Origin of the sequence: Agrobacterium sp. O3.4 (genome assembly GCF_041414895.1) — a bacterium.
In the GTDB taxonomy this organism is placed as follows: domain Bacteria; phylum Pseudomonadota; class Alphaproteobacteria; order Rhizobiales; family Rhizobiaceae; genus Agrobacterium; species Agrobacterium cucumeris.
Genome location: NZ_JALPZP010000001.1, coordinates 519,721 through 544,754 on the forward strand (window position 1 = coordinate 519,721; position 25,034 = coordinate 544,754).

The 25,034-nt window shown below is 59.3% G+C and carries 25 protein-coding genes; 14 read left to right on the forward strand and 11 right to left on the reverse strand.

Going from position 1 to position 25,034, the window contains the following annotated elements; all coding sequences use genetic code 11:
- Positions 1-258: 258 nt before the first annotated feature.
- From lpxC to M0412_RS02450, 5 genes are all read left to right on the forward strand, one after another.
- A complete protein-coding gene (gene lpxC, locus M0412_RS02430; protein ID WP_142840265.1) occupies positions 259-1,218 on the forward strand; it encodes a UDP-3-O-acyl-N-acetylglucosamine deacetylase in 960 nt (319 codons plus the stop codon).
- A gap of 235 nt (positions 1,219-1,453) precedes the next feature.
- Complete coding sequence (locus M0412_RS02435; protein ID WP_142840264.1) at positions 1,454-2,320, forward strand: outer membrane protein assembly factor BamD; 867 nt, start codon at positions 1,454-1,456, stop codon at positions 2,318-2,320.
- A 15-nt stretch (positions 2,321-2,335) separates the two neighbouring features.
- Entirely contained in the window at positions 2,336-4,009 is a 1,674-nt protein-coding gene (gene recN / locus M0412_RS02440) for a DNA repair protein RecN (protein ID WP_269703144.1), read from the forward strand.
- 126 nt (positions 4,010-4,135) lie between these two features.
- The gene (ligA, locus tag M0412_RS02445) at positions 4,136-6,310 is read left to right on the forward strand and encodes an NAD-dependent DNA ligase LigA (RefSeq protein ID WP_142840262.1); all 2,175 of its coding nucleotides are present in this window, start codon (positions 4,136-4,138) and stop codon (positions 6,308-6,310) included.
- Between the two features lie 64 nt (positions 6,311-6,374).
- On the forward strand, positions 6,375-7,271 hold the full coding sequence (locus tag M0412_RS02450) for an aminoglycoside phosphotransferase family protein (protein ID WP_269703141.1): 897 nt from the start codon (positions 6,375-6,377) through the stop codon (positions 7,269-7,271).
- Positions 7,272-7,275: 4 nt separating this feature from the next.
- Here M0412_RS02450 and M0412_RS02455 read toward each other — a convergent pair whose 3' ends face one another.
- Complete coding sequence (locus M0412_RS02455) at positions 7,276-7,812, reverse strand: GNAT family N-acetyltransferase (RefSeq protein WP_269703139.1); 537 nt, start codon at positions 7,810-7,812, stop codon at positions 7,276-7,278.
- A 293-nt stretch (positions 7,813-8,105) separates the two neighbouring features.
- Entirely contained in the window at positions 8,106-9,032 is a 927-nt protein-coding gene (locus tag M0412_RS02460; RefSeq protein ID WP_065113750.1) for a DMT family transporter, read from the reverse strand.
- 199 nt (positions 9,033-9,231) lie between these two features.
- On the opposite strand from M0412_RS02460, the gene gcvA reads away from it, so the two are divergent.
- From gcvA to M0412_RS02475, 3 genes are read left to right on the forward strand one after another with little or no spacing between them, the layout of a single operon-like run.
- Entirely contained in the window at positions 9,232-10,134 is a 903-nt protein-coding gene (gene gcvA, locus M0412_RS02465; RefSeq protein ID WP_142840259.1) for a transcriptional regulator GcvA, read from the forward strand.
- Positions 10,135-10,177: 43 nt separating this feature from the next.
- Positions 10,178-10,786 (forward strand): 3'-5' exonuclease, encoded by a 609-nt coding sequence (locus tag M0412_RS02470; RefSeq protein WP_174029814.1) that lies wholly within the window; start codon positions 10,178-10,180, stop codon positions 10,784-10,786.
- Positions 10,787-10,832: 46 nt separating this feature from the next.
- Positions 10,833-11,324 carry a CreA family protein gene (locus tag M0412_RS02475; RefSeq protein ID WP_269703135.1) on the forward strand — a complete coding sequence of 164 codons (492 nt, stop codon included), beginning with the start codon at positions 10,833-10,835 and terminating at the stop codon, positions 11,322-11,324.
- 212 nt (positions 11,325-11,536) lie between these two features.
- Here M0412_RS02475 and M0412_RS02480 read toward each other — a convergent pair whose 3' ends face one another.
- Positions 11,537-12,004 carry a chemotaxis protein CheW gene (locus M0412_RS02480; protein ID WP_003522339.1) on the reverse strand — a complete coding sequence of 156 codons (468 nt, stop codon included), beginning with the start codon at positions 12,002-12,004 and terminating at the stop codon, positions 11,537-11,539.
- Between the two features lie 224 nt (positions 12,005-12,228).
- On the opposite strand from M0412_RS02480, the gene M0412_RS02485 reads away from it, so the two are divergent.
- The 3 genes from M0412_RS02485 (at position 12,229) to M0412_RS02495 (ending at position 14,100) form a co-directional block, all read left to right on the forward strand.
- Positions 12,229-12,387 carry a hypothetical protein gene (locus tag M0412_RS02485; protein ID WP_237681375.1) on the forward strand — a complete coding sequence of 53 codons (159 nt, stop codon included), beginning with the start codon at positions 12,229-12,231 and terminating at the stop codon, positions 12,385-12,387.
- Between the two features lie 141 nt (positions 12,388-12,528).
- Positions 12,529-13,128 (forward strand): cytochrome oxidase assembly protein Sco, encoded by a 600-nt coding sequence (sco, locus tag M0412_RS02490; RefSeq protein WP_046798081.1) that lies wholly within the window; start codon positions 12,529-12,531, stop codon positions 13,126-13,128.
- A gap of 93 nt (positions 13,129-13,221) precedes the next feature.
- Positions 13,222-14,100, forward strand: coding sequence for a 50S ribosomal protein L11 methyltransferase (locus tag M0412_RS02495; protein WP_269703121.1), 879 nt, complete (start codon positions 13,222-13,224; stop codon positions 14,098-14,100).
- Between the two features lie 148 nt (positions 14,101-14,248).
- Here M0412_RS02495 and M0412_RS02500 read toward each other — a convergent pair whose 3' ends face one another.
- Positions 14,249-14,422 (reverse strand): hypothetical protein, encoded by a 174-nt coding sequence (locus M0412_RS02500; RefSeq protein WP_193559508.1) that lies wholly within the window; start codon positions 14,420-14,422, stop codon positions 14,249-14,251.
- Between the two features lie 293 nt (positions 14,423-14,715).
- Between M0412_RS02500 and M0412_RS02505 the strand changes: the two genes are divergently transcribed.
- Positions 14,716-16,557 (forward strand): aminopeptidase P family protein, encoded by a 1,842-nt coding sequence (locus tag M0412_RS02505; protein WP_269703119.1) that lies wholly within the window; start codon positions 14,716-14,718, stop codon positions 16,555-16,557.
- On the opposite strand, the gene M0412_RS02510 is transcribed toward M0412_RS02505, so the two are convergent.
- Positions 16,554-16,868 carry an AzlD family protein gene (locus M0412_RS02510; protein WP_269703116.1) on the reverse strand — a complete coding sequence of 105 codons (315 nt, stop codon included), beginning with the start codon at positions 16,866-16,868 and terminating at the stop codon, positions 16,554-16,556. The two genes, M0412_RS02505 and M0412_RS02510, sit on opposite strands and share 4 nt — an antisense overlap.
- Positions 16,865-17,584: an AzlC family ABC transporter permease gene (locus tag M0412_RS02515; protein WP_269703114.1), complete on the reverse strand. Its 720-nt coding sequence runs from the start codon at positions 17,582-17,584 to the stop codon at positions 16,865-16,867. The genes M0412_RS02510 and M0412_RS02515 overlap by 4 nt, the downstream gene beginning before the upstream one ends.
- 180 nt (positions 17,585-17,764) lie before the next feature.
- Here M0412_RS02515 and M0412_RS02520 point away from each other — a divergent pair, with 180 nt between their 5' ends.
- On the forward strand, positions 17,765-18,001 hold the full coding sequence (locus M0412_RS02520) for a DUF2164 domain-containing protein (protein WP_046798086.1): 237 nt from the start codon (positions 17,765-17,767) through the stop codon (positions 17,999-18,001).
- Positions 18,002-18,009: 8 nt separating this feature from the next.
- Here the strand turns inward: M0412_RS02520 and pncA are convergent, their stop codons facing one another.
- On the reverse strand, positions 18,010-18,636 hold the full coding sequence (gene pncA / locus M0412_RS02525) for a bifunctional nicotinamidase/pyrazinamidase (RefSeq protein WP_142840252.1): 627 nt from the start codon (positions 18,634-18,636) through the stop codon (positions 18,010-18,012).
- 451 nt (positions 18,637-19,087) lie between these two features.
- Here pncA and M0412_RS02530 point away from each other — a divergent pair, with 451 nt between their 5' ends.
- Positions 19,088-20,356 carry a DUF2778 domain-containing protein gene (locus M0412_RS02530; protein WP_142840251.1) on the forward strand — a complete coding sequence of 423 codons (1,269 nt, stop codon included), beginning with the start codon at positions 19,088-19,090 and terminating at the stop codon, positions 20,354-20,356.
- Positions 20,357-20,372: 16 nt separating this feature from the next.
- On the opposite strand, the gene M0412_RS02535 is transcribed toward M0412_RS02530, so the two are convergent.
- The 4 genes from M0412_RS02535 to M0412_RS02550 all read right to left on the reverse strand — a co-directional run bounded on the left by M0412_RS02535 (position 20,373) and on the right by M0412_RS02550 (position 24,956).
- Positions 20,373-20,798, reverse strand: coding sequence for a DMT family transporter (locus M0412_RS02535; RefSeq protein ID WP_142840250.1), 426 nt, complete (start codon positions 20,796-20,798; stop codon positions 20,373-20,375).
- The gene (locus tag M0412_RS02540) at positions 20,795-21,277 is read right to left on the reverse strand and encodes a DMT family transporter (RefSeq protein WP_142840249.1); all 483 of its coding nucleotides are present in this window, start codon (positions 21,275-21,277) and stop codon (positions 20,795-20,797) included. Before M0412_RS02540 ends, M0412_RS02535 begins: the two co-directional genes overlap by 4 nt.
- A 286-nt stretch (positions 21,278-21,563) precedes the next feature.
- Positions 21,564-22,376: a glycosyltransferase family 25 protein gene (locus tag M0412_RS02545; RefSeq protein WP_269703108.1), complete on the reverse strand. Its 813-nt coding sequence runs from the start codon at positions 22,374-22,376 to the stop codon at positions 21,564-21,566.
- Positions 22,377-22,481: 105 nt separating this feature from the next.
- Entirely contained in the window at positions 22,482-24,956 is a 2,475-nt protein-coding gene (locus tag M0412_RS02550) for an ATP-dependent helicase (RefSeq protein WP_269703105.1), read from the reverse strand.
- Between the last annotated feature and the right edge of the window lie 78 nt (positions 24,957-25,034).

Sequence of the window (25,034 nt, forward strand, 5' to 3'; positions counted from 1 at the left end):
CCGCCTCTTCAAACGCCCGGGTTTCACGACCCGGGCGTTTTGTTTATTTTGCGTGATTAACACTAAATTAATTTGCGTTTTCAATAGTTTATGCGTGTAACAATCCGAAACGAACAGTGATTTGTCGTGGCACCTACATGTGCGTATGTATGAGGCTGGGTAAAGGAAAATACGGACTTGGCCGGTCGCCAAAACCGGCTTTAAAACTTGAACGGCGCTTCACCAAACGGCGCGGTTTGCAAAACAAGGCATATACGCATGACTATCGGACTGCTCGGATTTCAGACAACTATCGCAAATGCTGTTCAGCTTAAAGGCATTGGCGTGCATTCCGGCAATCCGGTCTCTATGACGTTCCAGCCCGCAGAAGCCGGGACGGGCATCGTATTCCATCGCCTTCATGACAATGGCAACGTCACCGAGTTGAAGGCGGTTTCGGCCAATGTCGGCAATACCGACCTGTGCACCGTGCTCGGCCGTTCGCTGTCCCAGTCAGTGGCGACGATCGAGCACGTCATGGCCGCCATCTACGCCATGGGCCTCGACAACCTCGTCGTTGAGGTTGACGGTCCGGAAGCACCGATCATGGATGGCAGCTCTGCTCCCTTCATCGAAGCCATCGAATCGGTCGGCATCAAGAACCTTGGTGCGAAGCGCCGCTATATTCGCGTCACCAAGCCGGTGCGCATCGACTCTGGCGCGTCCTGGGCGGAATTCCGTCCCTATGACGGCACACGCTTTGAGGTCGACATCGATTTCGACACGCCGCTGATCGGCAAGCAGTCCTGGAAGGGCGACCTGACGGCTGAGACGTTCAAGAACGAATTGTCGCGCGCCCGTACCTTCGGTTTCATGCGTGACGTGGAGCGCCTGTGGGCTGCCGGTTATGCGCTCGGCTCCTCGCTTGAGAATTCCGTCGTCATTTCCGACGATAACAGCGTCATCAACATGGAAGGCCTGCGTTACGCCAAGGACGAATTCGTCCGTCACAAGACGCTGGACGCCGTGGGCGACCTGGCGCTTGCCGGCGCGCAGTTCATCGGCTGCTATCGCTCCTATCGCGGTGGCCACAAGGTCAATGCCAATGCGCTGAAGGCACTGCTGAGCGACCGCACGGCTTACGAGATCGTCGAAGCACCGGCTGCCCGCAACCAGATGGTGCGCGCCCGCGAATTCGTACCGGTCAACATGCCGGAATTTGCGCCCTGGTCTGCTTGAGTTTGTTCGCAGGCTATCGATTGACAGAAAAAGCCGCTCCCCTGGGGGCGGCTTTTTTATGATGCAGGGCAAGATGTTTCGTCATATCGCCTGATATTCATGCGATTGCGCGCGCGGATGCCATAAAAATGCGTTAATGCGTCATCATTGCGTTGCCCTGCGGATGCTTTTATGGCTAGAAACGCCAGTGCAAAGCCGATGCTTATGTATTTGCGCGGGAAGTGGGAACTGTCGAATGAAGCATGTAGGGTCTGGTGCGATGAAGGGTACGATGCGGGGGATCGCCGTTTCGTTGTTGTTGGTCGGTGCAAGTGTCGCCGTCACGGCCTGCCAGTCCGATCCGGATATCGACATTACCAAGCTCGGTTTCGAATCCGATCCGCCTGACGTTCTGTACAAGCAGGGGCTTGCCAACATGAACGCCGGCAACATGACGGAAGCCTCACGCAAGTTCGAGGCGATCGACAAGCAATATCCATTCACCGAATGGGGCCAGAAGGCGCTTGTCATGCAGACGTTCATTGCGACGCGCACCAACAAGAATGATGTGGCCATCACCAATGGCAGCCGCTTCCTGCGGCAATATCCGCGTTCCAAGGATGCGGCTTATGTTCAGTACATGATCGGCCTTGCCTATTCGAAGCAGATTTCCGACGTGACGCAGGACCAGCGCGCAGCACAGCGTACGGTCGAGGCGATGAGCAAGGTCGTCAACGACTATCCCGATTCGGAATATGTCGCCGATGCGCAGGCCAAGATCCGTTTCGCCCGCGACCAGCTCGCCGGCCGTGAAATGCAGGTCGGCCGTTATTACCTTGAGCGCAAGGAGTATCTCGCCGCCGTTTCGCGTTTCCGCATCGTCGTCGAGCAGTACCAGAACACCAACCAGATCGAGGAAGCGCTGGCGCGTCTGACGGAGGCCTATTATGCGATGGGCCTGGTGGAAGAAGCGCAGACCGCGGCCGCCGTTCTCGGCAACAACTATCCCGACAGCCAATGGTATGCGGACTCCTACAAGCTGCTGAAGGGCAACGGGCTGGAGCCGCGTGAAAACAAGGGGTCCTGGATTTCGCGCGCCGGCAAGAAGCTTATCGGCGCCTGAGACGGGGCATAGGCCATGCTGGTCCAGCTCTCGATTCGCGATATCGTCCTGATTGAAAGGCTCGACCTCGGTTTTGAGGCGGGCCTTTCCGTGTTGACGGGGGAAACGGGCGCGGGCAAATCGATCCTGCTCGACAGTCTTTCCCTTGCGCTGGGTGGCCGGGGCGATGGCGGCCTTGTACGCCATGGCGAGGACAAGGGGCAGGTGACTGCCACGTTTGAAGTCCCCAACAATCATCCGACACGGCTTCTTCTGCGGGAAAACGGTCTCGATGACGACGGCGACCTGATTTTTCGCCGCGTGCAATCCTCCGACGGACGTACCAAGGCCTATATCAACGATCAGGCCATCAGCGTGCAGATGATGCGGCAACTCGGGCAATTGCTGGTGGAAATTCACGGCCAGCATGATGACCGTGCGCTTGTCGATACCGATGCCCACCGCACGCTGCTGGATGCCTTTGCCGGGCTGAGCGATGAGGCCCGCGCCGTTCAGGGTTTCTACCGCACCTGGAAAGACGCCGAGCGCGCCCTGAAGACCCACCGCGCCAAGGTGGAGGCTGCCGCCCGCGAGGCGGATTACCTGCGCTCTTCCGTCGAGGAACTCGAAGGGCTTTCGCCGCGTGACGGCGAAGAGGAGGAGCTTGCCGAGCGCCGGGCGGTGATGCAGAAATCCGAGCGCATTGCCGGCGATATCGCCGAAGCCAGCGAGTTTCTGAATGGCAATGCTTCTCCCGTGCCTGTCATTGCATCCATGATGCGCCGGCTTGAGCGCAAGAGCCACGAAGCGCCCGGCCTGCTGGAAGACACCGTGCAGTTGCTGGATGCCGCGCTGGACAGCCTTTCCAATGCACAGATGGAAGTGGAGGCGGCGTTGCGCCGCACCGAATTCGATCCGCGTGAACTGGAGCGGGTGGAGGAGCGACTGTTCGCGCTGCGTGCCGCCGGCCGTAAATATAATGTCGCGGTGCCTGACCTGCCAGCTCTAGCCGAAAAAATGGTGGCTGATCTTGCCGATCTCGATGCCGGTGAGGAAAAGCTCGGCAAGCTGGAGGCCAATCTCGGCGTCGTCAAAGCCGATTTCGACCGTGCCGCCCAATCGCTTTCCGACAAACGCCGCCATGCGGCGGATGCGCTTTCCGATGCTGTGATGGCCGAGCTGCCGGCGCTGAAGCTGGAGCGGGCACGGTTTACCGTCGAGGTCACCTCCGATACCGAGCAGGCGACGGCCGACGGCATCGATACCGTGGAATTCCACGTGCAGACCAATCCGGGCACACGGCCGGGACCGATCATGAAAGTTGCCTCGGGCGGTGAATTGTCCCGCTTCCTGCTGGCTTTGAAGGTTGCGCTGGCGGATCGTGGTTCGGCGCCGACCCTGGTGTTCGATGAAATCGATACGGGTGTTGGTGGTGCCGTGGCGGATGCTATCGGCCAGCGGCTGCGTCGCCTGTCGAAGACGGTGCAGGTTCTCTCCGTCACCCATGCTCCGCAGGTGGCGGCGCGGGCGGCGACCCATCTTTTGATTTCCAAAGGCCCATCCGGCGATGGCAGCGAGCGCATCGCCACCCGCGTGGCGACGATGGAGCCGAAACACCGCACCGAAGAGATCGCCCGCATGCTTGCCGGCGCATCGGTGACCGACGAGGCGAGGGCGGCGGCGGCCCGTCTGCTGGCTGCCAAGGACTGATCGTTCGCCAAAGCGTTGCGAGAGCACCTTCGGCATTGTGGGTCTTGTGAGTCTGGCGGCAAAACTGATTTTATTGCTGTTTTATTTCGGCTAAAAGCGTTCGGTAATTCCGAAAAGAGGCTGCCCATGTCGAAAGACCAGATTCCCGTCGAAAACCTGACTGAGCTTGAAGCCTCTTCCGAGCTGGCATTTCTGGCAGCCGAGCTTGCCCGTCATGACGCGCTTTACCACGGCAAGGACGCGCCGGAGATTTCCGATGCTGACTATGATGCGCTGAAGCGGCGCAATGATGCCATCGAGGCGGCTTTCCCGGCATTGGTGCGGGCTGACAGCCCGTCGAAAAAAGTCGGTTTTACACCGCTGCCAACCTTTGCGCCCATCGTGCATGCCCGCCCGATGCTGTCGCTCGACAATACATTTTCGGAAGAGGACCTGCGCGATTTCGTCAGTTCCGTCTACCGCTTCCTCGGTCATCTGCCTGACGATTCCATCGCATTTACCGCCGAGCCGAAGATCGACGGCCTTTCCATGTCGATCCGCTATGAGAAGGGCAAGCTGAAGACGGCGGCGACGCGCGGCGATGGCACGACCGGCGAGAACGTCACCGCCAATATCAGGACCATCAAGGAAATCCCGAACGAATTGCCTTCGGACGCGCCCGATGTGGTGGAGGTACGTGGCGAGGTCTATATGGCCAAGAGCGACTTCATGGCGCTCAACGCCCAGATGGAGGCCGAGGGCAAGCAGACCTATGTGAACCCGCGCAACACGGCATCCGGTTCGCTGCGCCAGCTCGACGCCAATGTGACGGCGAAACGCAAGCTGCGGTTCTTCGCCTATGCCTTGGGTGAAGTTTCAAATGGCGGCCAGCCGGCGCGGATTGCCGATACGCAATATGGCATCGTCGAGAAATTCCGGGAGTGGGGTTTTCCGGTCAATCCGCTGATGAAGCGATTCACCTCCGCCCAGCAATTGCTTGAGCATTATAATGAAATCGGCGTCGCACGGCCTGATCTCGATTATGATATCGATGGCGTTGTCTACAAGGTCGACCGGCTTGATCTGCAGGAACGGCTGGGCTTTCGTTCGCGCAGCCCGCGTTGGGCTACGGCGCACAAGTTTCCCGCCGAACAGGCTTTCACCACGGTCGAGAATATCGAAATCCAGGTAGGGCGCACCGGGGCGCTGACGCCGGTGGCGCGCCTGACCCCGATCACGGTCGGCGGCGTCGTCGTCACCAATGCGACACTGCACAATGCCGATTATATCGAAGGCATTGGTAACAGCGGCGAGCGCATCCGCCCTGAGGATCATGACATTCGCATCGGCGATACGGTCATCGTGCAGCGCGCTGGCGATGTCATTCCGCAGGTGCTGGATGTGCTGCTGGAGAAGCGCCCTGCTGAAGCCGTGAAATATGCGTTTCCGGAAAAATGTCCGGTCTGCGGCAGCCATGCGGTGCGCGAACGTAATGAAAAGACCGGTAAGCTCGATTCGGTCACGCGCTGCACCGGCGGTTTCGTCTGCCGGGCGCAGGCGGTGGAGCACTTAAAACATTTCGTCTCGCGAAATGCCTTCGATATTGAAGGGCTGGGCACCAAGCAGATCGATTTCTTCTTCGAAAGCGATGATCCGGCGCTCTCGATCAAGACTGCGCCCGATATCTTTACGCTGAAGGCGCGGCAGGAAGCATCCCACCTGACCAAGCTCGAGAATATCGACGGTTTCGGCAAGGTCAGCGTCAGGAAGCTGTTTGATGCCATCGATGCCCGCCGCGAGATCGATCTGCATCGGCTGATCTTTGCGCTTGGCATCCGTCATGTCGGCGAAACCACGGCGAAGCTTCTGGCGCGTTCCTATGGCACCTATGAACATTTCGAAGAGGCCATGAAGGCGGCGGCGGATCCGGCAAGTGATGCCTGGGCGGAGCTCAACAGCATCGACGGTATCGGCGAGGTGGTGGCTCGCGCCATCATCGAGTTCTATAAGGAACCGCGCAATCTCGACGTCATCGACCGGCTGATACGGGAGTTGCAGCCGAAGGAGGCCGAGAAGCCGTCCACCGAAGGCAGTCCTGTGGCGGGCAAGACGGTGGTCTTCACCGGCTCGCTGGAAAAATTCACGCGGGATGAGGCGAAAGCCCGGGCCGAAAGCCTCGGCGCGAAAGTGGCTGGTTCCGTTTCGAAAAAGACGGATATTCTGGTGGCCGGGCCGGGGGCGGGCTCCAAGCTTGCCAAGGCAACGGAACTGGGCGTGCAGACCATGGACGAGGATGAATGGCTGGCGCTGATCGGCGGCTGATATGCCGTCATCGCCGTGTTGTTCTGCACCGCTAGAGGTTTGCGCCTGAGACGGGGAACGCATCATGGATGACCGTATTGTCGTCACCGTTCAGCAGGCCCGCAGGCTTATTGCCAGCCAGTTTCCGCAATGGGCGGCGCTCGATGTTCGGCCGGTGGAATTGAGCGGCTGGGACAATCGCAGCTTCCGCCTTGGCGACGACATGCTGATCCGCATGCCAAGTGCTGAGCGCTATGTGGCGCAGGTGGAAAAGGAACATCGGTGGCTGCCGGCCCTTGCGCCGTTCCTGCCTGTTCCGATTCCCGTACCCTTGGCGCTTGGACAGCCGGGTGAGGATTATCCGTTCTGCTGGTCCGTCTATCGCTGGCTGAAGGGTGAATCTCTCGCCCGGCAGCTGGACTGCATAAATCTTTCGGCCATCGCCAGTGATGTTGCGGGGTTTTTGAAAGCCCTGCATGACATCGATGCTTCGGATGGGCCGCATGCGGGCGCGCATAATTTCCATCGCGGCGGATCGCTGGCGGTCTATGATGGCGAGGCGAGAGCCTCGGCGGCGCGCCTTTGCGATGAGGTGGATCAGGGGCTGGCCATGGAGATATGGCAGCTTGCGCTTTCGAGCCGTTGGCAGGGGCAGGGCGTGTGGGTGCATGGCGATATCGCCGAGGGCAATCTGTTGGTGCTGGACGGGCGCCTGTCGGCCGTCATCGATTTCGGCAGTTCCGGCGTGGGCGATCCGTCGTCCGATCTCATTTTCGCGTGGAATGTGCTTGATGCGGAAAGCCGGGCTGTTTTTCGCCGGGCGCTGGATCTGGATGAGGCCACATGGCAGCGCGGGCGCGGCTGGGCACTGTGGAAGGCGTTGATCGTACTGGATGCCGAGCGCGGGCGGAATGAAGAAATGGCCGAATGGTCGCGGCGGACCATTCGGCGCGTGTTTGAGGATCATTGCTTGGCCGTCTGAACCATTACCGCAGACGCGCCATGCAATAGGCATCGATATATTCGCCATCGCGGAAGGCGAAGGATTTTAGATGGCCCTCGACCTCGAAACCGAATTTAAGATAAAGCGCCAGCGCCGGCTCATTGTCGGTGAAAACGGTCAGTTCGATCCTTTTCAGGTCCAGCCAGCGATCCGCAATGGCGAGGATTTCGCCGATCATGGCGCTGCCGATTCCCCGTCCCGTATAGGCATCATGAACGCCCATGCCGATGCTGCCCGCATGGGCCCGGCGGTTGGTGTGGCGCGTCAAGCCGATATCGCCGACGGTCTTGCCGTCGAGGATGGCGACCAGCGCAAAGCTGTTGGCCGACTGGGTTTCGATCCCTTTGCGAATATCTTCCGGATTCTGATGTGGCCAGCGCAGCGTCCCGTTGCGAAATCCGGCCATGTTGTGCAGTGCCGTTATCCCCGGAGCATCTGCCGGGGTGCGGGCGCGGATGCACAGGCCTTCGGGCCAGCGCGCATCGGGATCCAGGGGTGAGGGTATATCGCATTCAGGCATGTCTGCTCTCCTTGGATATTTCAGCCGAGGCAGAGCGGGAACACCAGACCCTGCCAATATGCGGCAGGGTGGTGGACGGATGACCAGTTGACTAACGCACTGACACCGCCACGCGCCCTGCGGGGCGAATGGTCACGGTGAGATGCATGTGGGTCGCAAAGCTGGTCATGGCGGCATAAGGCCAGAGGAGCCGCCGGGCGTCAAGACGGCACGGAAGCGTTCATTCCCGGAAAACACCGGGCTGAGAGGAAAAGAACGAGGCCGTCTCGCAAGTCGGCCTCGATCTTCCGGCCTCATTGCAGACGTTGCCGAGGCTGGCGCAATCTGGAAAGCAATCTGCCATCGATTGCGGCAAGACCGGCAGCGATCATCGCCATGCCGGCGAAATGCTTCATTTCCAGTTGCTCGCCGAGAAGCAGCGAACCGAGCAGGATGGCGCTGACGGGAATGAGGAAGGTGACGAGGGCGAGATTGGTGGCGCCCGCGCTGGCAAGGATGCGGAAGAAGATGAGGTAGGCGAGGGCTGTTGACAGCAGGGCGATGCCGATCAGCGCGCCCCAGGTGCCGAGGCTTGGCATGGTGAGTGTCCATGGCCTGTCGACGAGAAGGGCGACCGGGATCAGCATCAGCGTCGAAGAGGATATCTGGCCGGTGGCGGTCATCAGCGGCGGCACGCCCATGGCCTTGAAGCGGCGGCCGAATATGCCGGCGAAGGAATAGGAGATGGCTGCGCCGAGAATGGCGATCTGGCCCCAGAGGCCGGATGATCCGCCAAAGGCTGCAGGGCCGATCATCGTCGCCACGCCGGCAAAACCGATCAGTACGCCGACGAGCTTATTACCGGTCATCTTTTCGTCAGCGGTCAGGAAATGCGCGACGATGACGGTGAAAAGGGGCGTGGTGGCATTAAGGATTGAGGCAAGCCCGCTGGCAATATGGGTCTGACCCCAGACGATCAGGCAGAAGGGAATGATGTTGTTAAGCAGCCCCATGCCGAAAAAGGCGCGCCACACCGCCCATTGGCGCGGCAGGTGAAGGCCCATGATACGGCAGACGATGAGAAGCGCCGCAGCGGCAAGCGTGACCCGCAACGTGACGATGGTGACGGGCGGCAGTTCCTTGACCGCGACGCCAACGAAAAAGAACGATCCGCCCCAGAGTAGTGAGAGCGCTATGAGCATTGCCCACTCTCGGGCATCCATCTGTTTCTGTATCGCCATCGTCGTCTCCCACGCTATATGAATATCGACATGATTGCAGGAAGGCACGTTGCCATCCACCCGATATCGGTTGAGTTTACCTCAAGCCGATATTGCGGCCTTTTCTCCGCCCCCCATATCCTGTTGCGTCTATTTACTCCCTGTTTTATTGTGTTTTCAAACGATAGTTTCTCTCGCGATAATTGAGCTCAGCTAAATCATGGCAACGGAACTTCCATCGCTTAAAGGGTTGCAGGCCTTTGAAGCCGCGGCGCGGTATCGCAGCGTCACGCTTGCTTCCAACGAGCTGAATGTCACCCCTGGCGCGGTCAGCCTGCAAATCCGGGAGCTGGAGACGCGGCTTGGCGTGCAGCTGTTTTTCCGCAAGCCGCGTAGTATCCAGCTGACGCGGGAGGGGGAGCGTTATTACGGCGCGCTCCGCACCGCCTTCCGGATGATGCGCGAGGCGACGGCGGAACTGACGGCACGCTCCGAAATCACGGTTCTGACCCTCAGCTGCACGCCGACTTTCGCCATACAATGGCTGATGCCGAGATTGCCGGCCTTTCAGCAGCAACACCCCTATGTGGACGTCCGCATCAGCGTGACCAACCGGCTCGTGGATTTTTCGCGGGACGATGTCGATCTGGCGGTGCGGCACGGTTTTGGCCGTTATGAAGGGCTGGAGAGCATCCGTTTCATCGATGACAGCACTTTGCCGGTCTGTTCGCCGCAGCTTCTTGAGAAATACGGACCGCTTCAGGAGGCGGGGGACCTGAAAGCAGTGCCGCTTCTGCATGATGAAAACCGCAATGAATGGCGGCGCTGGCTGGAGGCTGCGGGAGCATCCGATGTCGACGCCTCCGGCGGCACGGTGTTCATCGACAGCAATGGCGCGCTGGATGCGGCGAAAGCCGGGCATGGCATTGCGCTGACGCGACGCTCGCTCGTTTCCCGCGAGCTTGCGGAAGGTGCATTGATCGCGCCCTTTGGAAAAGACATGGCCAGCACGCTTGCCTATTTTCTGGTTTATCCGCGGCGCATGCTTGATAATCCCGATCTGGTGACGCTCATCGAATGGATGCTTTCGCAAGCGCGTTCAGCCGAGGCCGGTTCTCTTTGATGCCAATCCGGTCTATGCCGGAATGAAACAACGGGAATCACTCTTGAAAACCATCGCCATCGATTTCGAGACCGCCAATGAGGAACGGGGCAGCGCCTGCTCCGTCGGGCTTGCGTGGATAGAAGACGGTAATATCGTTCGTGTCGAGGAACGTCTTATCCGGCCGAAGGACATGCGGTTCTCGCCCTTCAACATTGCCGTGCACGGAATTCGGCCTGCTGATGTCGAGGATGCGCCGGAATTTCCTGAGGTGATGGAAGAGTTCATTGATGACTTCCATGGCGCCACCATGATCGCCCATAATGCCGCCTTTGATTTCAGCGTCATGCGGGCGTCCTTCGACAAATACCGGCAGTCCTATCCTGATCTTTCCTATCTGTGCAGCGTCAAGATTGCCCGGCATGTCTGGCCACATCTGGAATCGCACAAGCTGAATGTGATTGCCCACCATCTGCAGCTGCGCTTCGTGCACCACAATGCCGCCGAAGACGCGGTTGTCTGCGCTGCCGCATCGATTGCGGCGGCGAAGGCCTTGCGTGTCGCCCATATCCGCGATCTGCCGGAAAAGATCGGCATGGTCGCCGGCCGTCTCACCTCCACCGGCTACCAGCCCTGCAGCATGAAAAAACGCGCCGTCGCCCGGGTTGCTTAATGGTGTCGCCCACCTATGTTTGAAGCAGCGTAACGGAGAAGATGCGATGACGATGAAAACTCTGTCGGGTTTGTTTGCGGGCTTTCTGGCATTGCTTCCGGTGACAGCGGCGCATTCGCAGGTCGTGGGTGAAGTCGGGGTCGACTGGATCGGCAATGATATCGTCATCGAGGCGATCGCCGATCCCAAGATCAAGGGTGTCACCTGCCACGTTACCTATTTCGAGCGTGGCGTCATCGACCGGCTGAAGAACGGCAACTGGTTCGAAGACCCTTCCAACAACGCCATTTCCTGCAGCCAGACGGGGCCGGTCGAGATCGGTGACATCGATCTGTCGAAGGGCGGGGAAGAGGTATTCCGGCAGGGCATGTCACTGGTCTGGAAGAAGCTCGTCGTCAGCCGTGTATATGACAAGGCGAACGATGCGCTGATCTATCTGGTGCATGCGCGGGAACTGACCGACGGTTCGGCCAAGATGGCGATTTCCACCGTGCCGCTCTATAATCAGCAGGTGACCTGGCAGAAGGGCAAGCCGTAAGCTCTTCCGGTATTTTGATAAGGAATTCCAATGTATTATCCGTCATGCCGGACTTGATCCGGCATCCAGCCACGACGCGTCCGCGTCGTGAAGGGGCTCTTTTGCGATCAAAGACTTGATCGCGCTGGACCCCGGATCCAGTCCGGGGTGACGGGTGCTCAGGTGGTGCCAAACCCTACGGTTCTGCATGCAGCCCGCATGGCTTCAGCTGATCAGGCCGCTTCGCGCGCCAGTTCGTCCGCAATGACGGTGTCGAGGTTGAGGAAGCAGACCATGCTCTTTTCCAGCGCCACGATGCCGCGGCAGAAGCTGCGCTGTTCTTCCGGAATGATATCCGGCGCGGGCTGCAGGTCTTCGGAGCGGATGGTCATCATGTCGGAGACCTGTTCTACCAGCAGGCCCACCAGCTTGCCGCCGATATCGGTGACGATGATGGCGGAGCGTTCGGAAGGTTCGGTCATCTTCATGCCGAGGCGGCCGGCCATGTCGATGACGGGAATGACGGCGCCGCGCAGGTTGATGAGGCCGAGAACATAAGGCGGCGTGTGCGGCATCGGGGTAACCGGCGCCCAGCCGCGGATTTCGCGGATCGCCATGATGTCGATGCAGAATTCCTGATCGCCCAGATGGAAGGAAACGATTTCGAGATATGCGCCGGATTGCTTGATGGCGTTGGACATGACGGCAGGTTTCCTCTGATGGCTCTCTAACAGGCCCACGCAGGATTGAGCTTTATGCGGTGGCCGGCATGGGCCGGGAGACATCATGTCGAGGCTTTAAAAACCGCTATGGTCATAATGCACAGCAAGATTTTAAACTTTCCCTAACAATTGCCGCGCTCTCCCACGCAAAACCCGGTATTTTGGCGGTTTTCGCGTCGGTGCAAAAAGGTTATGATGGTGGTATGAACGCACTCGTTTCCAACCCGCTGAAGTTTGTTCTGGCAAGTCTTGCGGTCGTCGCTTCGCTTGCCATCGTGCTTCTTGCCTTCGACGGCTGGGTGCGGCACAGCACGGATATTTTCCTTTCCACCGTGCAGAGCGGTATCGCCTGGTGTCTGTGATCGTTTGGGCCGTCTGCGCTTTGTGACAAATCAGCGCGGTTGCCGCAAATACGTCCAGTTGATTTGCCGTCGCCGTCGTCGTTCGTTATCAGTCTGCCAAGGCCTGCGATATGCTGCGGGCTTTCGGGGTAGGATTGGACAATGAGAAATATTCGCATCGTATTGTGGGCCGTGGTGGTCGTTCTCGCCGGTGTCGTCAGCTGGCTGACGATCGAAATGACGAAGACCCGTGAGGAGATGGTGGAAACGGCCTATGGCGTGCCTTTCGCGCTGACCGCGCAGGACGGCCAGCCGATCACCGAAAAGGCGTTTCAGGGCAAACCGACGGCCTTGTTCTTCGGTTTCACCCATTGCCCGGAAGTCTGCCCGACGACATTGTTCGAGCTGAACGGCTGGATGGAAAAGGTGGATCCGGCCGGCGACAAGATGCAGGCCTATTTCGTTTCCGTCGATCCAGAGCGTGATACGCCAGAGATCATGCAGCAATATGTTTCCAACGTTTCAAAGCGGATTACCGGTATTACCGGTCCGGCCGACAAGATTGCCGAGACGCTGAAAGGCTATCGCATCTATGCCAAGAAGGTGCCGGTGGATGAGAAGGATCCGAATGGCGATTACACCATGGATCATACTGCCTCCGTCATCCTACTTGATGCCAAGGGCCGTTTTTCAGGCACCATCGCTTATGGCGAAAACCCTGAAGTTGCCGAGCAGAAGCTCCAGAATCTTCTGAAGGGCTGATAGAGCCGGCATAATTGCGCCAGGCTTATTGGACTGGCGCAGCTTTTGTGGCAAAGGCAAGACAACAACCTCAGCCAGAGAAAGCAGCCCGCCGTGAGCGAAATCCGACTTTACGTCACCACGACCGAAATCAAGGCCGGCGAAATCCTCGATCTCATGTCGGATTATTTCGGCGAGGAGGATGTTGCGATCGCCACGACCGAGGTGGATGAGAAGCGCGACATCTGGGAAGCCTCCGTCTATTTGATGGCCGAGCAGGAGGATGAGTTCCGCGAGCGTGTCGGCGCTTTGCTTGCACCTGACTTTCCCGGTCTCGTCATCGAAAAAGAGATCGTTCCCGATGTTGACTGGATCGCCAAGTCGCTCGAGGGGCTGAAGCCGGTGCAGGCAGGGCGCTTCATCGTGCACGGCGCGCATGATCGCGACAAGGTGCAACCGCATGATCTGGCTATCGAGATCGAGGCGGGGCAGGCTTTCGGCACCGGCCATCATGGCACGACGGCGGGTTGCCTTGAAATGATAGAGGATGTTCTGCGGGCACGGACGGTCCGCAACGCGCTCGATCTCGGCACCGGCAGCGGCGTGCTGGCGATTGCCGTGCGCAAGATGCGCCCCATTCCCGTACTGGCGACGGATATCGACCCCATTGCCGTCAAGGTGGCCAAGGAAAATGTACGGCTGAACGGCATCGTGTCAGGAATGGCGCTGGAAACCGCACCCGGTTTTCACTCCGATGCTTTCCGCAAGCATGGTCCATTTGATCTCATCATCGCCAATATTCTGGCGCGGCCGCTGATCAAGATGGCGCCGCAGCTTGTCACGCATCTGGCGCCCGGCGGCACGGTCATCCTGTCGGGTATTCTTGCGTCACAGCGCTGGAAGGTTCTCGCCGCATATAATGGCGCGCGGCTTTCCCATATCCGCACCATCTGGCGCAACGGCTGGGTGACGCTGCATCTGCGCAAAGACTGACGCTTTTTCGACCTTGCTTTCTGGCAAAAGAAAAGGCGGCGCTTTCGCGCCGCCTGGAACCCGCGAGCATATGGGAGGAGCTTGCTCAAGCGGGTCGACGTATTCCTGTTCAGACGCGGTGGAGGGAGGATCGCCGCGCCTGACTTGATCAGAATACGTAGCTGGACTTTGCCTTGCGACGCAGATCGGCGCGGTTCATGCCCAGCGCTTCGAGCGACTTGTCGTCAAGGTTCAAAAGTGCTGCGTTGACGTGGCGGCTGACCTGACGCTCGCGTGCTTCAACAACACGATCGAAGGCGGCGCGGAGGAAAGATTTTGCCATTGCTTCAAATCCCTTTTTGCCAGGAGAGTGTTTCTCTCGCTGTGTTGATCTTGATATAAGCGATGTGATTTTGTTTGGTTAGATGGGATATTTCACGGTTGATATGCGTAAAATGCATGTCACTTGCTTTCTAGTATTACTTATTTCGCAAAATATGCACAATTTATCGCCGTAATCGGTTCTGTCATATATGGCTTGAAACCGGGTTTGCCCACGTGGCATTGTCGTTGTGCGCCAATGATTTGACGGCGTGAATGAACCGCTTTCCTCATGACAGTTCCCGAAAGACACCCATGTTCCAGACCTTCGAAAACAAATCCGCGCCGCAATTTGGCAAGGCCCGTGTCGAGGCGCTGCGCGCCGGTTTCGACGCGCTGGCTATCGACGGTTTTCTGGTGCCGCGCGCCGATGAATATCAGGGGGAATATGTGCCGGAATGCGCCGAGCGCCTGTCCTGGCTGACGGGCTTCACCGGTTCGGCCGGCATCGCGCTGGTGACACGCAGCGAGGCCGTGGTTTTTGTCGATGGCCGGTATACGACACAGCTCAAATCGCAGGTCGACCAATCCGTCTTCACGGGCGGTGATCTGGTCGGGGCGCCGCCCTCTGTCTGGTTATCCGAACATGCAGCGCAGGGCTTCCGACTGGGGATCGATCCGTGGCTGCATACCGGCGCTGAATTGAAGCGGCTGGAAAAGGCGCTTGCGGCCAAAGGCGGCTCCGTCGTGTTGCTGGAGCGCAATCCGCTTGACGCCCTGTGGCAGGACCGTCCGTCCGAGCCGCTGGAGCCCGTTATTATCCAGCCGGAAGCCTTTACCGGCAAGCTGGCGAAGGAAAAGATCGCGCTGCTGGCGGAGACGGTTTCGGCCAAGCAGGCAGATGCCCTGCTGGTTACCGATCCGTCTTCCATTGCCTGGATTTTCAATATTCGCGGCAATGACGTGCCGCATACACCGCATCCGCTTGCCCGTGCCATCATCTATGCCGATGGCAGGACGGATATTTTTCTCGACAAGCGCAAGACCGGCATCGAGGTCGAGGCCTATCTGGCGCAATTGGCGACGCAACTGCCGCCATCGAAAATTGCCGACCGCCTGCATGCGATTGCCAGCGCCAAGGGCCGGGTCATGGTCGATGCCGATCTGACGCCGGTGGCGCTGACGGGCGCAATCACGACAGCGGGCGGTATACTGGTGGAGATGTCCGATCCGGTCCGCCTGCCGCGCGCCTGCAAGAACAAGGCGGAGCTTGCCGGTTCGGCCGCAGCACACGTGCAGGATGGCGCGGCCATGGTCGAATATCTGAGCTGGCTGGATCGCCAGCAGCCGGGCAGCGTCACCGAAATCGCTGCGGTCAAGGCGCTGGAGGCAGCGCGGGCCAAAGTGGGGCAGGCGATGCAGAACCCGTTGAAGGATGTGTCTTTCGACACGATTTCCGGCGCTGGCGAACATGCCGCCATCATCCATTACCGTGTCACCACCGACACGGATCGCACACTTGCCGATGGCGAGATGTTCCTCGTCGATTCCGGCGCGCAATATGTCAACGGTACTACTGATATTACCCGTACCGTCGCAATCGGCACGGTGCCGGAAGAGCAGAAGCGTTTCTTCACGCTGGTGCTGAAGGGGGTGATCGGCATCAGCACCGCACGGTTTCCGAAGGGAACGCGCGGTTGCGACCTCGATCCCCTGGCGCGCATCGCGCTGTGGAAGGCAGGCGCCGACTATGCCCATGGCACCGGCCACGGTGTCGGTTCCTACCTTTCGGTGCATGAGGGACCGCAGCGTATCGCAAGGCTTTCGACGCAGGAGCTGCTGCCGGGCATGATCCTGTCGAACGAGCCGGGTTATTACCGCCCCGGTGCTTTCGGCATCCGTATCGAGAATCTGATCTATGTGCGTGACGCGCAGGAGGTAGCCGGCGGCGACCAGCCAATGTTCTCCTTCGAGACGCTGACCTGGTGCCCCATCGACAACAGACTTGTCGTCGTGTCGCTGCTGACCGACGAGGAACTCGACTGGCTGAACGCCTATCATGCCGACGTTCTGGAAAAGCTCTCTCCGCTAATCACTGATGAAAAGGTGAAAGCCTGGCTTGTTGCCGCGACCAGGCCACTGGAGAGGGTCGCTTAAAGCAGCCCGAAATGCCTGATGGCGATGACGACGGCCCAGCCGATTGCCAGCATCGTCAGGCCGGGAAACCGCAGGCAGACCAGAAGGGCTGCCAGCATGCCGATCTTGACCTCGTATCCGCCTTCGAAAAAGGCGGGTGCGACAAGCGTGGTCAGAACCGCAACCGGTACGGCGTTAAGTCCTGCTTCCATGCGCGGCGGGATGGATTTCATCCGCGTCATCAGCACATAACCGCCGATGCGGGTGAGATAGGTGGCGACGGCGGCGAGCGCGATCAGGATCATCGTGTCGGTATGGAGCATGTCGCTCATGGCGTTTCCACCCTATTTTCAGGATTGGCCTCGCCGTTGGGTTTGGGCGGATAGAGGACGGCAACGAGAATGCCGGCAATCGCCCCGAGGCTGACTTGCCAGGGCGAGCCGACGAAGTGATAGGCGACTGTTGCGCCGGCTGCGCTTGCCAGCATCACGGGGTAGAAATTCTCCCGCTGGCGGAAGCTCAGGACCATGCCCATGAAATAGATCGGCAAAAGCACATCGAGGCCGATGGCTTTGGGATCGCCGACGAGATTGCCGAGCGAGGCGCCGAGAATGGTCATGGCCAGCCACAGCACATAGACCGGTGCGGCAAAGCCCATATACCAGGAAAAGCCGACTGTGCCGGTGTTCTCGTATTTGCGGACCGATTCGGCGAATTGCGGATCCACCAGCACAAAGAAGCCGGCAGCTTTCTGCATCAGCGACCAGCCGGAGATCATTCGGGCGATGGCTGCCGAATAAAGGATATGGCGGAAATTGACGGCGAAGACGGAAAGAACGATCAGCCATGGGGCGACCTTCTGGCCAAACAGTTCGATGCCCACAAGCTGGCTCGCGCCGGCATAGACGGTGCCGCTCATGATCGTGGCTTCGGTGACGCTCAGGCCGTTATCGACTGCAACCGCGCCGAACAGCGCGCCAAAGGGGGCGGCGGAAAGGGCGATCGGAAAACCGGTCCTCAGTCCCTCGCGAAAATCTTTATTGAACATTCTCTGGAAACTCCTTGCCGCCGCTCTATCGCCGTCCCGGCCGGCTGGCAAACGAATTGCATGAATGGATCGATTGATTCCCTTGAAGCTTCCGTTACGGTAACGCCGACAGTCAGCGCCGCACGAAAGACCTCATCGGATTTTGTCTGCGCACCCACACCGTGAAATCATGGAAGATCAATGCTCGAAAAGCAGGAAAAGGCGGTCTTGGCCGCGCGTATCAAGGACTACCTTGCCCGGGAGACCGAAACCGAGATGGGGCTTCTTGAGGCGGAAATCTTCGTGGAGTTTCTGGCCGAGGAGGTCGGATATGTTTTCTATAATCAGGGGCTGAAGGATGCACATGCTGCAATCCTGCGGCGTCTTGAGGACGCGGCGGGTGACATCGATGTGCTGGAAAAACCGCGGCTGCGTTGAAATGGCGGTCAGTCGCGCAATATGTCGCGGCTGTTGACGATTGCTGCGCCCTTTTCCCGCATGGCCGCAATCGCGGCCTTTATGCCCTGCGGATCGATGCCGCGGCTTGCATCCTCGATGAAACGGACCTTGATGCCGGGCAACATGTCGATGGCATCGAGCACCGAAAAACTGACGCAATAATCGGTGGCGAGGCCGCATATATCGAGCTGCGTCACGCCCTGACGGGCCAGATAATCGGCAAGGCCTGTCGTCGCCGACTGGTCATTGTCGCGAAAGGCGGAATAGCTGTCGACGGCGGGGTTTTCACCCTTCTGCTGAATATAGTCGAATGCGTCCGTCTTCAGGTCGGGGTGGAATTCCGCATCCTGCGTGCCCTGCACGCAATGGTCCGGCCACATCATCTGCGGTTTGCCGGAAAGCTCGCCCATGTCGAACGGTTTTCTGCCGGGGTGCTGGGAGGCGAAACTGCCGTGGTTTTCCGGGTGCCAGTCCTGTGAGGCGACGATGAGATCATAACCGCCATTGTCGATGAGGGCATTGGCGGCGGGTACGATCCTGTCCCCTTCGGCAACGGCCAGATTACCGCCGGGGCAAAAGCCGTTCTGGATGTCGATGAGCAACAGCGCCTTCATGATGTGCCTCCCTTTTGCCAGCAGGATGCCAAGCCGGCTTTGGCTGATCAAGTACCCATTCAACCTTTGTGCGCACGTGGCTGGTTGATGACGACAGCTTGTCCCGTCGCAGTCCTGCCGCATTTACAGCAAATTTCCGGCCAAGTCGGAATTTACCTGACGATGCGGCGACGGAAATTTTAAAGGCCGATGACGCCCCGCGGGGCATTTTTTGGGACGAGCGATGCAGTGTACGCCGTCCCCACAAGGTCATCGTTTCCCCTTCGCCTGACATGCGCAGACCTTAACGAAGTATTTTTGCAGGGACTCGTAAACACTTTGGTTACCATAATTCGTCATGCTTCGAACCAGTCAGTTCCGAAAGCGGCGTGGTGTTCACCCGCTCTTTGGATGCCCCAAAATCCCACCGGCATTGGCCGGGTGTGCGTGAACGGTTCGAGTAACGAGTATCATGGCGTTTTCTGCTGCGGCCTATAATGGCGCCGGTGTTGCCGGGTCGTCCTGCCTCAAGAAAGGCAAATCCTTTTCGCTTGGCCGAATGTCCGCGCTGCTCGGTGGCGGTGCCTTTGCCGGTCTTTTTGCCTTTGCTGCCTTCGCATCGCTGCATAGCATGGCAGCCGCCTCGCATGGCGTCGGGCAATTTGAAAAGACGCTGGTGGCGAGGCTTGATTCTGCCGAGACGGCGATCGGCCACGCGACTGGGCGGGATATTCACGTCCGCAAATTTTCCCGCCTGAGCGATCACAGCCATGGCCCGCAGAAGGCCGTTCGCCTTGCCGGCATCATGCCGGAGATCGGCGCGAAGGAATTTCGCGAGCGCTTTGGCGCGGCGGCAAATGCCAAAGGGCAGGCGTCGGTGAAGGAACTTGCCGCGCTCAGGCCTTCGGCAATCGTCGATTCGGCGCTTGGGCGCACCACCGAGGTCGCCTATCAAAGCGCTGCCTCGCAACATCCGGCATTCGAAGTGGCGCTGGCGCGCCCGCAGATCGAGGAAGAGGCGAGCAGCCTGCTTCCCGATGATGTACCGCTTCCGAGCTTCCGGCCCGAAGTGGCGGCGGCCGAGACGGTGGAGCCGTCGCCGCGTCCCGCCCTTTCCAAGGCTGCGGTTGCGTCAGCCCCCGATTTTGATGCGCCGGTTCCGCTGCGCGCGCCGCAGCAGCCGAAGCAGAGCACCGGCGCCATGCTTGCCTTTGCAAAGCCTGATAATCCGATGCGCGAGCCGAGCAAGATGGATGCGGTTCCGTGGCCGGATCGCGGCAATGGCACGGCGATTTACGATATTTCCTCCGGGACGGTTCACATGCCGAATGGCGAGAAGCTGGAAGCGCATTCCGGCATCGGCAAGATGCGTGACAATCCCGACTTTGTTCACGTCAGAATGCGTGGCTCTACGCCGCCCTCCAGCTATCGCTTGACGATGCGCGAAGCGCGGTTTCATGGCGTAGAAGCCATTCGCCTGACACCGGAAAACGGCGTCAACCCGCATGGCCGCGATGGGCTTCTTGCCCATACCTACATGCTGGCGAAACGCGGTGAATCGAACGGCTGTGTCGTGTTTCGGGATTATTCGCGCTTCCTGGCCGCCTTCAAGCGCGGCGAAGTCAAGCGCATGGTCGTGGTGCCAAAACTGAACGGCAACCGTCCGACGCTTGCCAGCAGCAGCGGGAAAAGTGGCGGCAAGACGCTGCTCAGCATGTTCTCGCGCGGCAACGATTCCTGAGTTTATTTGAATTTCATCAACGGCTGCGCCGTTGCGTCAGCACCATGCCGGCGATGATGAGAAGAATGCCAAGCGCGCTTGCCCAGATTTTCGGCGGATGATCGCCGAAGAGATCGAGCACAACGCCTGACACCATCTGGCCGCTGATGACCAGAAGGGCGGTATTGACCGCGCCGATGCGCGGAATGAGCCAGCTTCCCGAGGCGATGAAGACGACGCCGATCGGGCCGCCGATAAAGGCAAGCCAGGGCGCATCGGCCGCGCCGGGCGGAATGAGGCCGCCGACGATGAGGCCGATGACGGTCAGCACGGCAAAGCCAACGATATGGTTCCAGAATGAAGCGATAAGTGGTGAGTTCGACAGGCTCAAGCGGCCGTTGATCTGACGGCTCAGCGCCACGAAGACGCCGCCGGCAAAAGCCATGGCTATCCAGACGATCATGCCGTTCTCCCGACAAGAATGATGAGCGCGCTGCCGCAAAGGATCAGTGCCACCGCTGCCATGTCCCGCATATCCGGCCGCCGTTTCGGCAGGCCGAAAAGGCCGAAAAGATCGGCCAGCAGGCTGAAAATCACCTGTCCGCCGAGGCCGAGCGCGATGGTGCCGGAAAGCGCCAGCGGCGAATTGACGGCGGTGGAGGTGAGGATGACGATGGCCGCACCCACAACCCCGCCGCAATAGGCCCAGAGCGGTGCCTTCGGTTTTGCCGGTGCCGTGGGGTCGTTCTTCGGGCGCATGATGGCGAGATAGATCAGCGCCGCCACCGTACCTGTGCCATGCGCCGTCCACGAGGAAAACAGCGCGCTGCCGTAATGGGCAAGCTGGCCGTTGAAATGCACCATCAACGTCAAAAGACAACCGCTAGCGAAGGCGGCGGCAAGATGCAGCGGGTTGAGGCGGGGATGCGTCATATCTGTCATGGCGGGTCTGTTGTGGCGTGCCGGGAAAGCTGAAGAAGTATCCGAGCTTTAGCCGATATGTGCCTGAAGCGGAATCGAATTGCGCCGTTTCGCGGCTTCACGTGGCATTATCCTGTGCGCTACGGAACCAGTGACCCTGCCGCGCATTATTCCAGCATGAAGAAAACGACACGCAAGCCATTGAACCGGATGACGATTTTCGTCATTTCGATTTTCATTCTCGCAGCCGTGATCGCTGCGGTTTATCTCATCGGCTTTACGCCCGGCGAGGCATGATCCAGCTTGTTCAATTGCCGGCGGGAGCAGTCTTGCCCTTGCCGCCTTCGAGCGTAACGCTCAGCCTGGCGATGGCGAAGCGGAGGCCGCGCAGAAGAAAACGGCTGGTTTCCAGATAGGCGCGATAGGGCAGCACCGTAAAATAACGCCAGCGCGGCAGGCGATAAATGCGCAGGTTGTTCTGAATCTGGCTTTCGCCATCCGCATCCTGCGTGGCGCAGAGCGGATAGATGAAAGCCCCCTTCAGGCCTGCCAGATATTCCAGATCGAATGCGATATCATAAGCGAGCCGCATGGGGATCAGTTTCGATATCCATTTTCCGGCGCGACGATTGACGAGATAGGCGCCTGAGCCTTTTTCCCGCGTCAGGGCAATGGCCAGCGAACGGCCATTGGAAAGCGGGCGAAACTGGAATTTGCGGCCGTTGCTGACCGTCGTCAGCCGTAGCAAATCCCAGTCACCGCCGTTCAGTACCGCCTCATCGATTGCATTCAGAAAATCATTGTCGAAGACCACGTCGTCTTCAAGGATGAGCGCGATATCGGCATCGCCAGCCATGAATTTATTGGCGCAGGCGACATGGCTGAGATAACAGCCGATTTCCGGCGGCGAGGTGCGCCGGCCATGCATGAGCATGTAGGAAATCTCGCTGAATTCCGGGATCGGATAATTGAGCTCGCGGCCATTTACGCCGGCGATACGCTCCGCCTGCAGTCCGATCGCGTCGAGCCTGGCGGTCATATCCTCAAGGCGCTTCGTGGCGCTATCCATGTTGATCAGGAAAACGGCAAGCTTGCGCTGGCTTTTCGGTAAAATATGCAAAGCGGTCCTCGCCCGGTTTTCGCTCTCGTGTAGCAATTTCTTTATTGCAACGATGTGACGCGGGCTATGGAAAAAGCTGTCTTGAACCTGTCTTAACCGCTCGAATCAAACCTTTTCCACAAATCCATCCAGCACGCGCTTTTGTCCTGCGCGGTCGAAATCGATGGTCAGCTTGTTGCCCTCGATGGCGGAGATGTTGCCATTCCCGAATTTGAGGTGGAAGACGCGGTCGCCGACCACGAATTTCGACGGCGTGTCGGCAACGGATTTGGCCACCAGCTCGCCATCAATCGTGCGGGTGCGCGGGCCGCTTTCGCCATAACCAATCCGCTCGACCGCATGGCCGGAGCGTGTGCCCCAGTTATCGCGGGTGGCATCTGATTTGTTGGCCTGCGCCCGTTTCCAGCCGGGAGTGGAATAATTATTGGCGAAGGGTTCCGCCTTATCGAAGCGGGACTGGCCATAGCCGCCGCGCCCGCCATAACCGCCGTAATTGCTGTCGGATGCCGCGACATCCACATGGGCGGGCGGCAGTTCTTCCAGAAAACGTGAGGGCAGGGTGGATTGCCATAAGCCATGGATACGCCGGTTCGATACGAACCAGATATGGCAGAGTTTCTTGGCGCGGGTGATGCCGACATAAGCCAGACGGCGTTCTTCTTCGAGACCGGAGCGGCCGCCTTCATCCAGCGCCCGCTGGTGCGGGAACAGGCCTTCTTCCCAGCCGGGCAGGAAGACGGTGTCGAATTCCAGACCCTTGGCGGAATGCAGCGTCATGATGGATACGGCATCCATCTCGGCATTTTGTTCCGCATCCATGACGAGTGCGACGTGTTCGAGAAATCCACGCATGCTTTCGAAGGATTCCATCGACCGGATGAGTTCCTTCAGGTTTTCCAGCCGCCCGGGTGCTTCCGCCGTCTTGTCGACCTGCCACATGGCGGTGTAGCCGCTTTCGTCGAGGATCTGTTCGGCAAGCGTGGTGTGCTCGGTGTTTTCCAGGAGGCCCTGCCAGCGGCGGAAATCCTGCACCACGTCGAACAGCGCCTTGCGCGCTTTCGGTTTCAGCTCGTCGGTTTCGATAATGTCGGCCGCTGCCGCCAGCATCGGAATATCGCGGGCGCGGGCATAGTCATGCAGGTTGCGGATCGTCGTATCACCAAGACCGCGCTTGGGTGTATTGACGATGCGCTCGAAGGCGAGATCGTCGGCCGGCTGGCAGACCAGCCGGAAATAGGCCATGGCATCGCGGATTTCGAGGCGCTCATAAAAACGCGGACCGCCGATGACGCGGTAATTGAGACCAAGCGTGACAAAACGGTCTTCGAATTCGCGCATCTGGAAGGAGGCGCGAACGAGGATGGCCATGTCGTTCAGCTTGTGATTCTTGCGCTGGAGCTGCTCGATCTCCTCGCCGACGGCGCGGGCTTCCTCCTCGGAATCCCAGGCGGCATGCACCATGACCTTTTCGTCATCAGGGCTGCTGCGTTCGGTGAACAGGGTCTTGCCGAGACGCCCTTCATTATGGGCAATCAGATGGCCGGCCGTGCCGAGAATATGTTCGGTGGAGCGGTAGTTACGTTCCAGCTTGATGACCTTGGCGCCGGGGAAATCCTTGTCGAAACGCAGGATGTTATCCACTTCGGCCCCACGCCAGCCATAGATCGACTGGTCGTCGTCACCAACACAACAGACGTTCTGCGGCTCGCCCTTGGCGCGCTGTGCGAGAAGCCTCAGCCACATATATTGCGCCGTGTTGGTGTCCTGATATTCGTCCACCAGAATGTAACGGAACTTCTGGTGATACTCCTTCAGAATATCGGTGTGGCGGCGGAAGATACTGATCGGGTGCATCAGAAGATCACCGAAGTCACAGGCGTTCAGCGTCTTCAGCCGGTTCTGATAGGCGGTGTAAAGCTCGCGGCCCTTGCCATTGGCGAAGGCGCGGCTGTCGCCTTCCGGAATATCCGGCGGCGTCAGGCCCTTGTTCTTCCAGCCGTCGATCATGCCGGCGAATTGTTTTGCCGGCCAGCGCTTGTCATCAAGACCTTCGGCCTGGATGAGCTGCTTGATCAGCCGCACGACATCGTCCGTATCGAGAATGGTGAAATCCGATTTCAGGCCGACGAGTTCCGCATGGCGGCGCAGCAGCTTGACGCCGATGGAGTGGAAGGTGCCGAGCCAGGGCATGCCCTCGACAGCGCCGCCAACCAGCACGCCGATACGTTCCTTCATCTCGCGGGCAGCCTTGTTGGTGAAGGTCACGGCAAGGATCTGGCTCGGATAGGCACGGCCGGTTGCCAGAATATGGGCGATGCGGGTCGTCAGAACGCGCGTCTTGCCGGTGCCGGCGCCCGCGAGCACGAGAACGGGTCCGTCCAGCGTTTCCACGGCATCGCGCTGTTCCGGGTTGAGGCCGGACAGATAATCGGGCGCGGCACGTGTCTGGTCGCGCGCCGCCATGGCACGGGCGGCAATGCCAAGCCCGCCGCCGTTTTCCGAAGGGGCATTGTTCGTTGCCCTGCGCGGTGCGGCGGGTTCTTCATCGAAGAACGGCATATCGTCAAAACTGTTGCTCATGCGGCCCAATGTAGTGATTCGGGATATAAAGGCCAGAACCGTGTTCTGCTTTTATTCCGGTATCGTCAGTCAAAACGC

What these genes read in the sequence shown, in the direction of transcription:
- M0412_RS02520 (WP_046798086.1), top strand. Translation starts at nt 17,765, where the DNA reads ATGCTCGAAAAGCAGGAAAAGGCGGTCTTGGCCGCGCGTATCAAGGAC.
- lpxC (WP_142840265.1), top strand. Translation starts at nt 259, where the DNA reads ATGACTATCGGACTGCTCGGATTTCAGACAACTATCGCAAATGCTGTT.
- sco (WP_046798081.1), top strand. Translation starts at nt 12,529, where the DNA reads ATGAGAAATATTCGCATCGTATTGTGGGCCGTGGTGGTCGTTCTCGCC.
- ligA (WP_142840262.1), top strand. Translation starts at nt 4,136, where the DNA reads ATGTCGAAAGACCAGATTCCCGTCGAAAACCTGACTGAGCTTGAAGCC.
- gcvA (WP_142840259.1), top strand. Translation starts at nt 9,232, where the DNA reads ATGGCAACGGAACTTCCATCGCTTAAAGGGTTGCAGGCCTTTGAAGCC.
- M0412_RS02435 (WP_142840264.1), top strand. Translation starts at nt 1,454, where the DNA reads ATGAAGCATGTAGGGTCTGGTGCGATGAAGGGTACGATGCGGGGGATC.
- M0412_RS02460 (WP_065113750.1), bottom strand. Translation starts at nt 9,032, where the DNA reads ATGGCGATACAGAAACAGATGGATGCCCGAGAGTGGGCAATGCTCATA.
- M0412_RS02500 (WP_193559508.1), bottom strand. Translation starts at nt 14,422, where the DNA reads ATGGCAAAATCTTTCCTCCGCGCCGCCTTCGATCGTGTTGTTGAAGCA.
- M0412_RS02540 (WP_142840249.1), bottom strand. Translation starts at nt 21,277, where the DNA reads ATGACAGATATGACGCATCCCCGCCTCAACCCGCTGCATCTTGCCGCC.
- M0412_RS02550 (WP_269703105.1), bottom strand. Translation starts at nt 24,956, where the DNA reads ATGAGCAACAGTTTTGACGATATGCCGTTCTTCGATGAAGAACCCGCC.
- recN (WP_269703144.1), top strand. Translation starts at nt 2,336, where the DNA reads ATGCTGGTCCAGCTCTCGATTCGCGATATCGTCCTGATTGAAAGGCTC.
- M0412_RS02515 (WP_269703114.1), bottom strand. Translation starts at nt 17,584, where the DNA reads ATGTTCAATAAAGATTTTCGCGAGGGACTGAGGACCGGTTTTCCGATC.
- M0412_RS02485 (WP_237681375.1), top strand. Translation starts at nt 12,229, where the DNA reads ATGAACGCACTCGTTTCCAACCCGCTGAAGTTTGTTCTGGCAAGTCTT.
- M0412_RS02535 (WP_142840250.1), bottom strand. Translation starts at nt 20,798, where the DNA reads ATGATCGTCTGGATAGCCATGGCTTTTGCCGGCGGCGTCTTCGTGGCG.
- M0412_RS02455 (WP_269703139.1), bottom strand. Translation starts at nt 7,812, where the DNA reads ATGCCTGAATGCGATATACCCTCACCCCTGGATCCCGATGCGCGCTGG.
- M0412_RS02505 (WP_269703119.1), top strand. Translation starts at nt 14,716, where the DNA reads ATGTTCCAGACCTTCGAAAACAAATCCGCGCCGCAATTTGGCAAGGCC.
- M0412_RS02510 (WP_269703116.1), bottom strand. Translation starts at nt 16,868, where the DNA reads ATGAGCGACATGCTCCATACCGACACGATGATCCTGATCGCGCTCGCC.
- M0412_RS02450 (WP_269703141.1), top strand. Translation starts at nt 6,375, where the DNA reads ATGGATGACCGTATTGTCGTCACCGTTCAGCAGGCCCGCAGGCTTATT.
- M0412_RS02480 (WP_003522339.1), bottom strand. Translation starts at nt 12,004, where the DNA reads ATGTCCAACGCCATCAAGCAATCCGGCGCATATCTCGAAATCGTTTCC.
- pncA (WP_142840252.1), bottom strand. Translation starts at nt 18,636, where the DNA reads ATGAAGGCGCTGTTGCTCATCGACATCCAGAACGGCTTTTGCCCCGGC.
- M0412_RS02475 (WP_269703135.1), top strand. Translation starts at nt 10,833, where the DNA reads ATGACGATGAAAACTCTGTCGGGTTTGTTTGCGGGCTTTCTGGCATTG.
- M0412_RS02530 (WP_142840251.1), top strand. Translation starts at nt 19,088, where the DNA reads ATGGCGTTTTCTGCTGCGGCCTATAATGGCGCCGGTGTTGCCGGGTCG.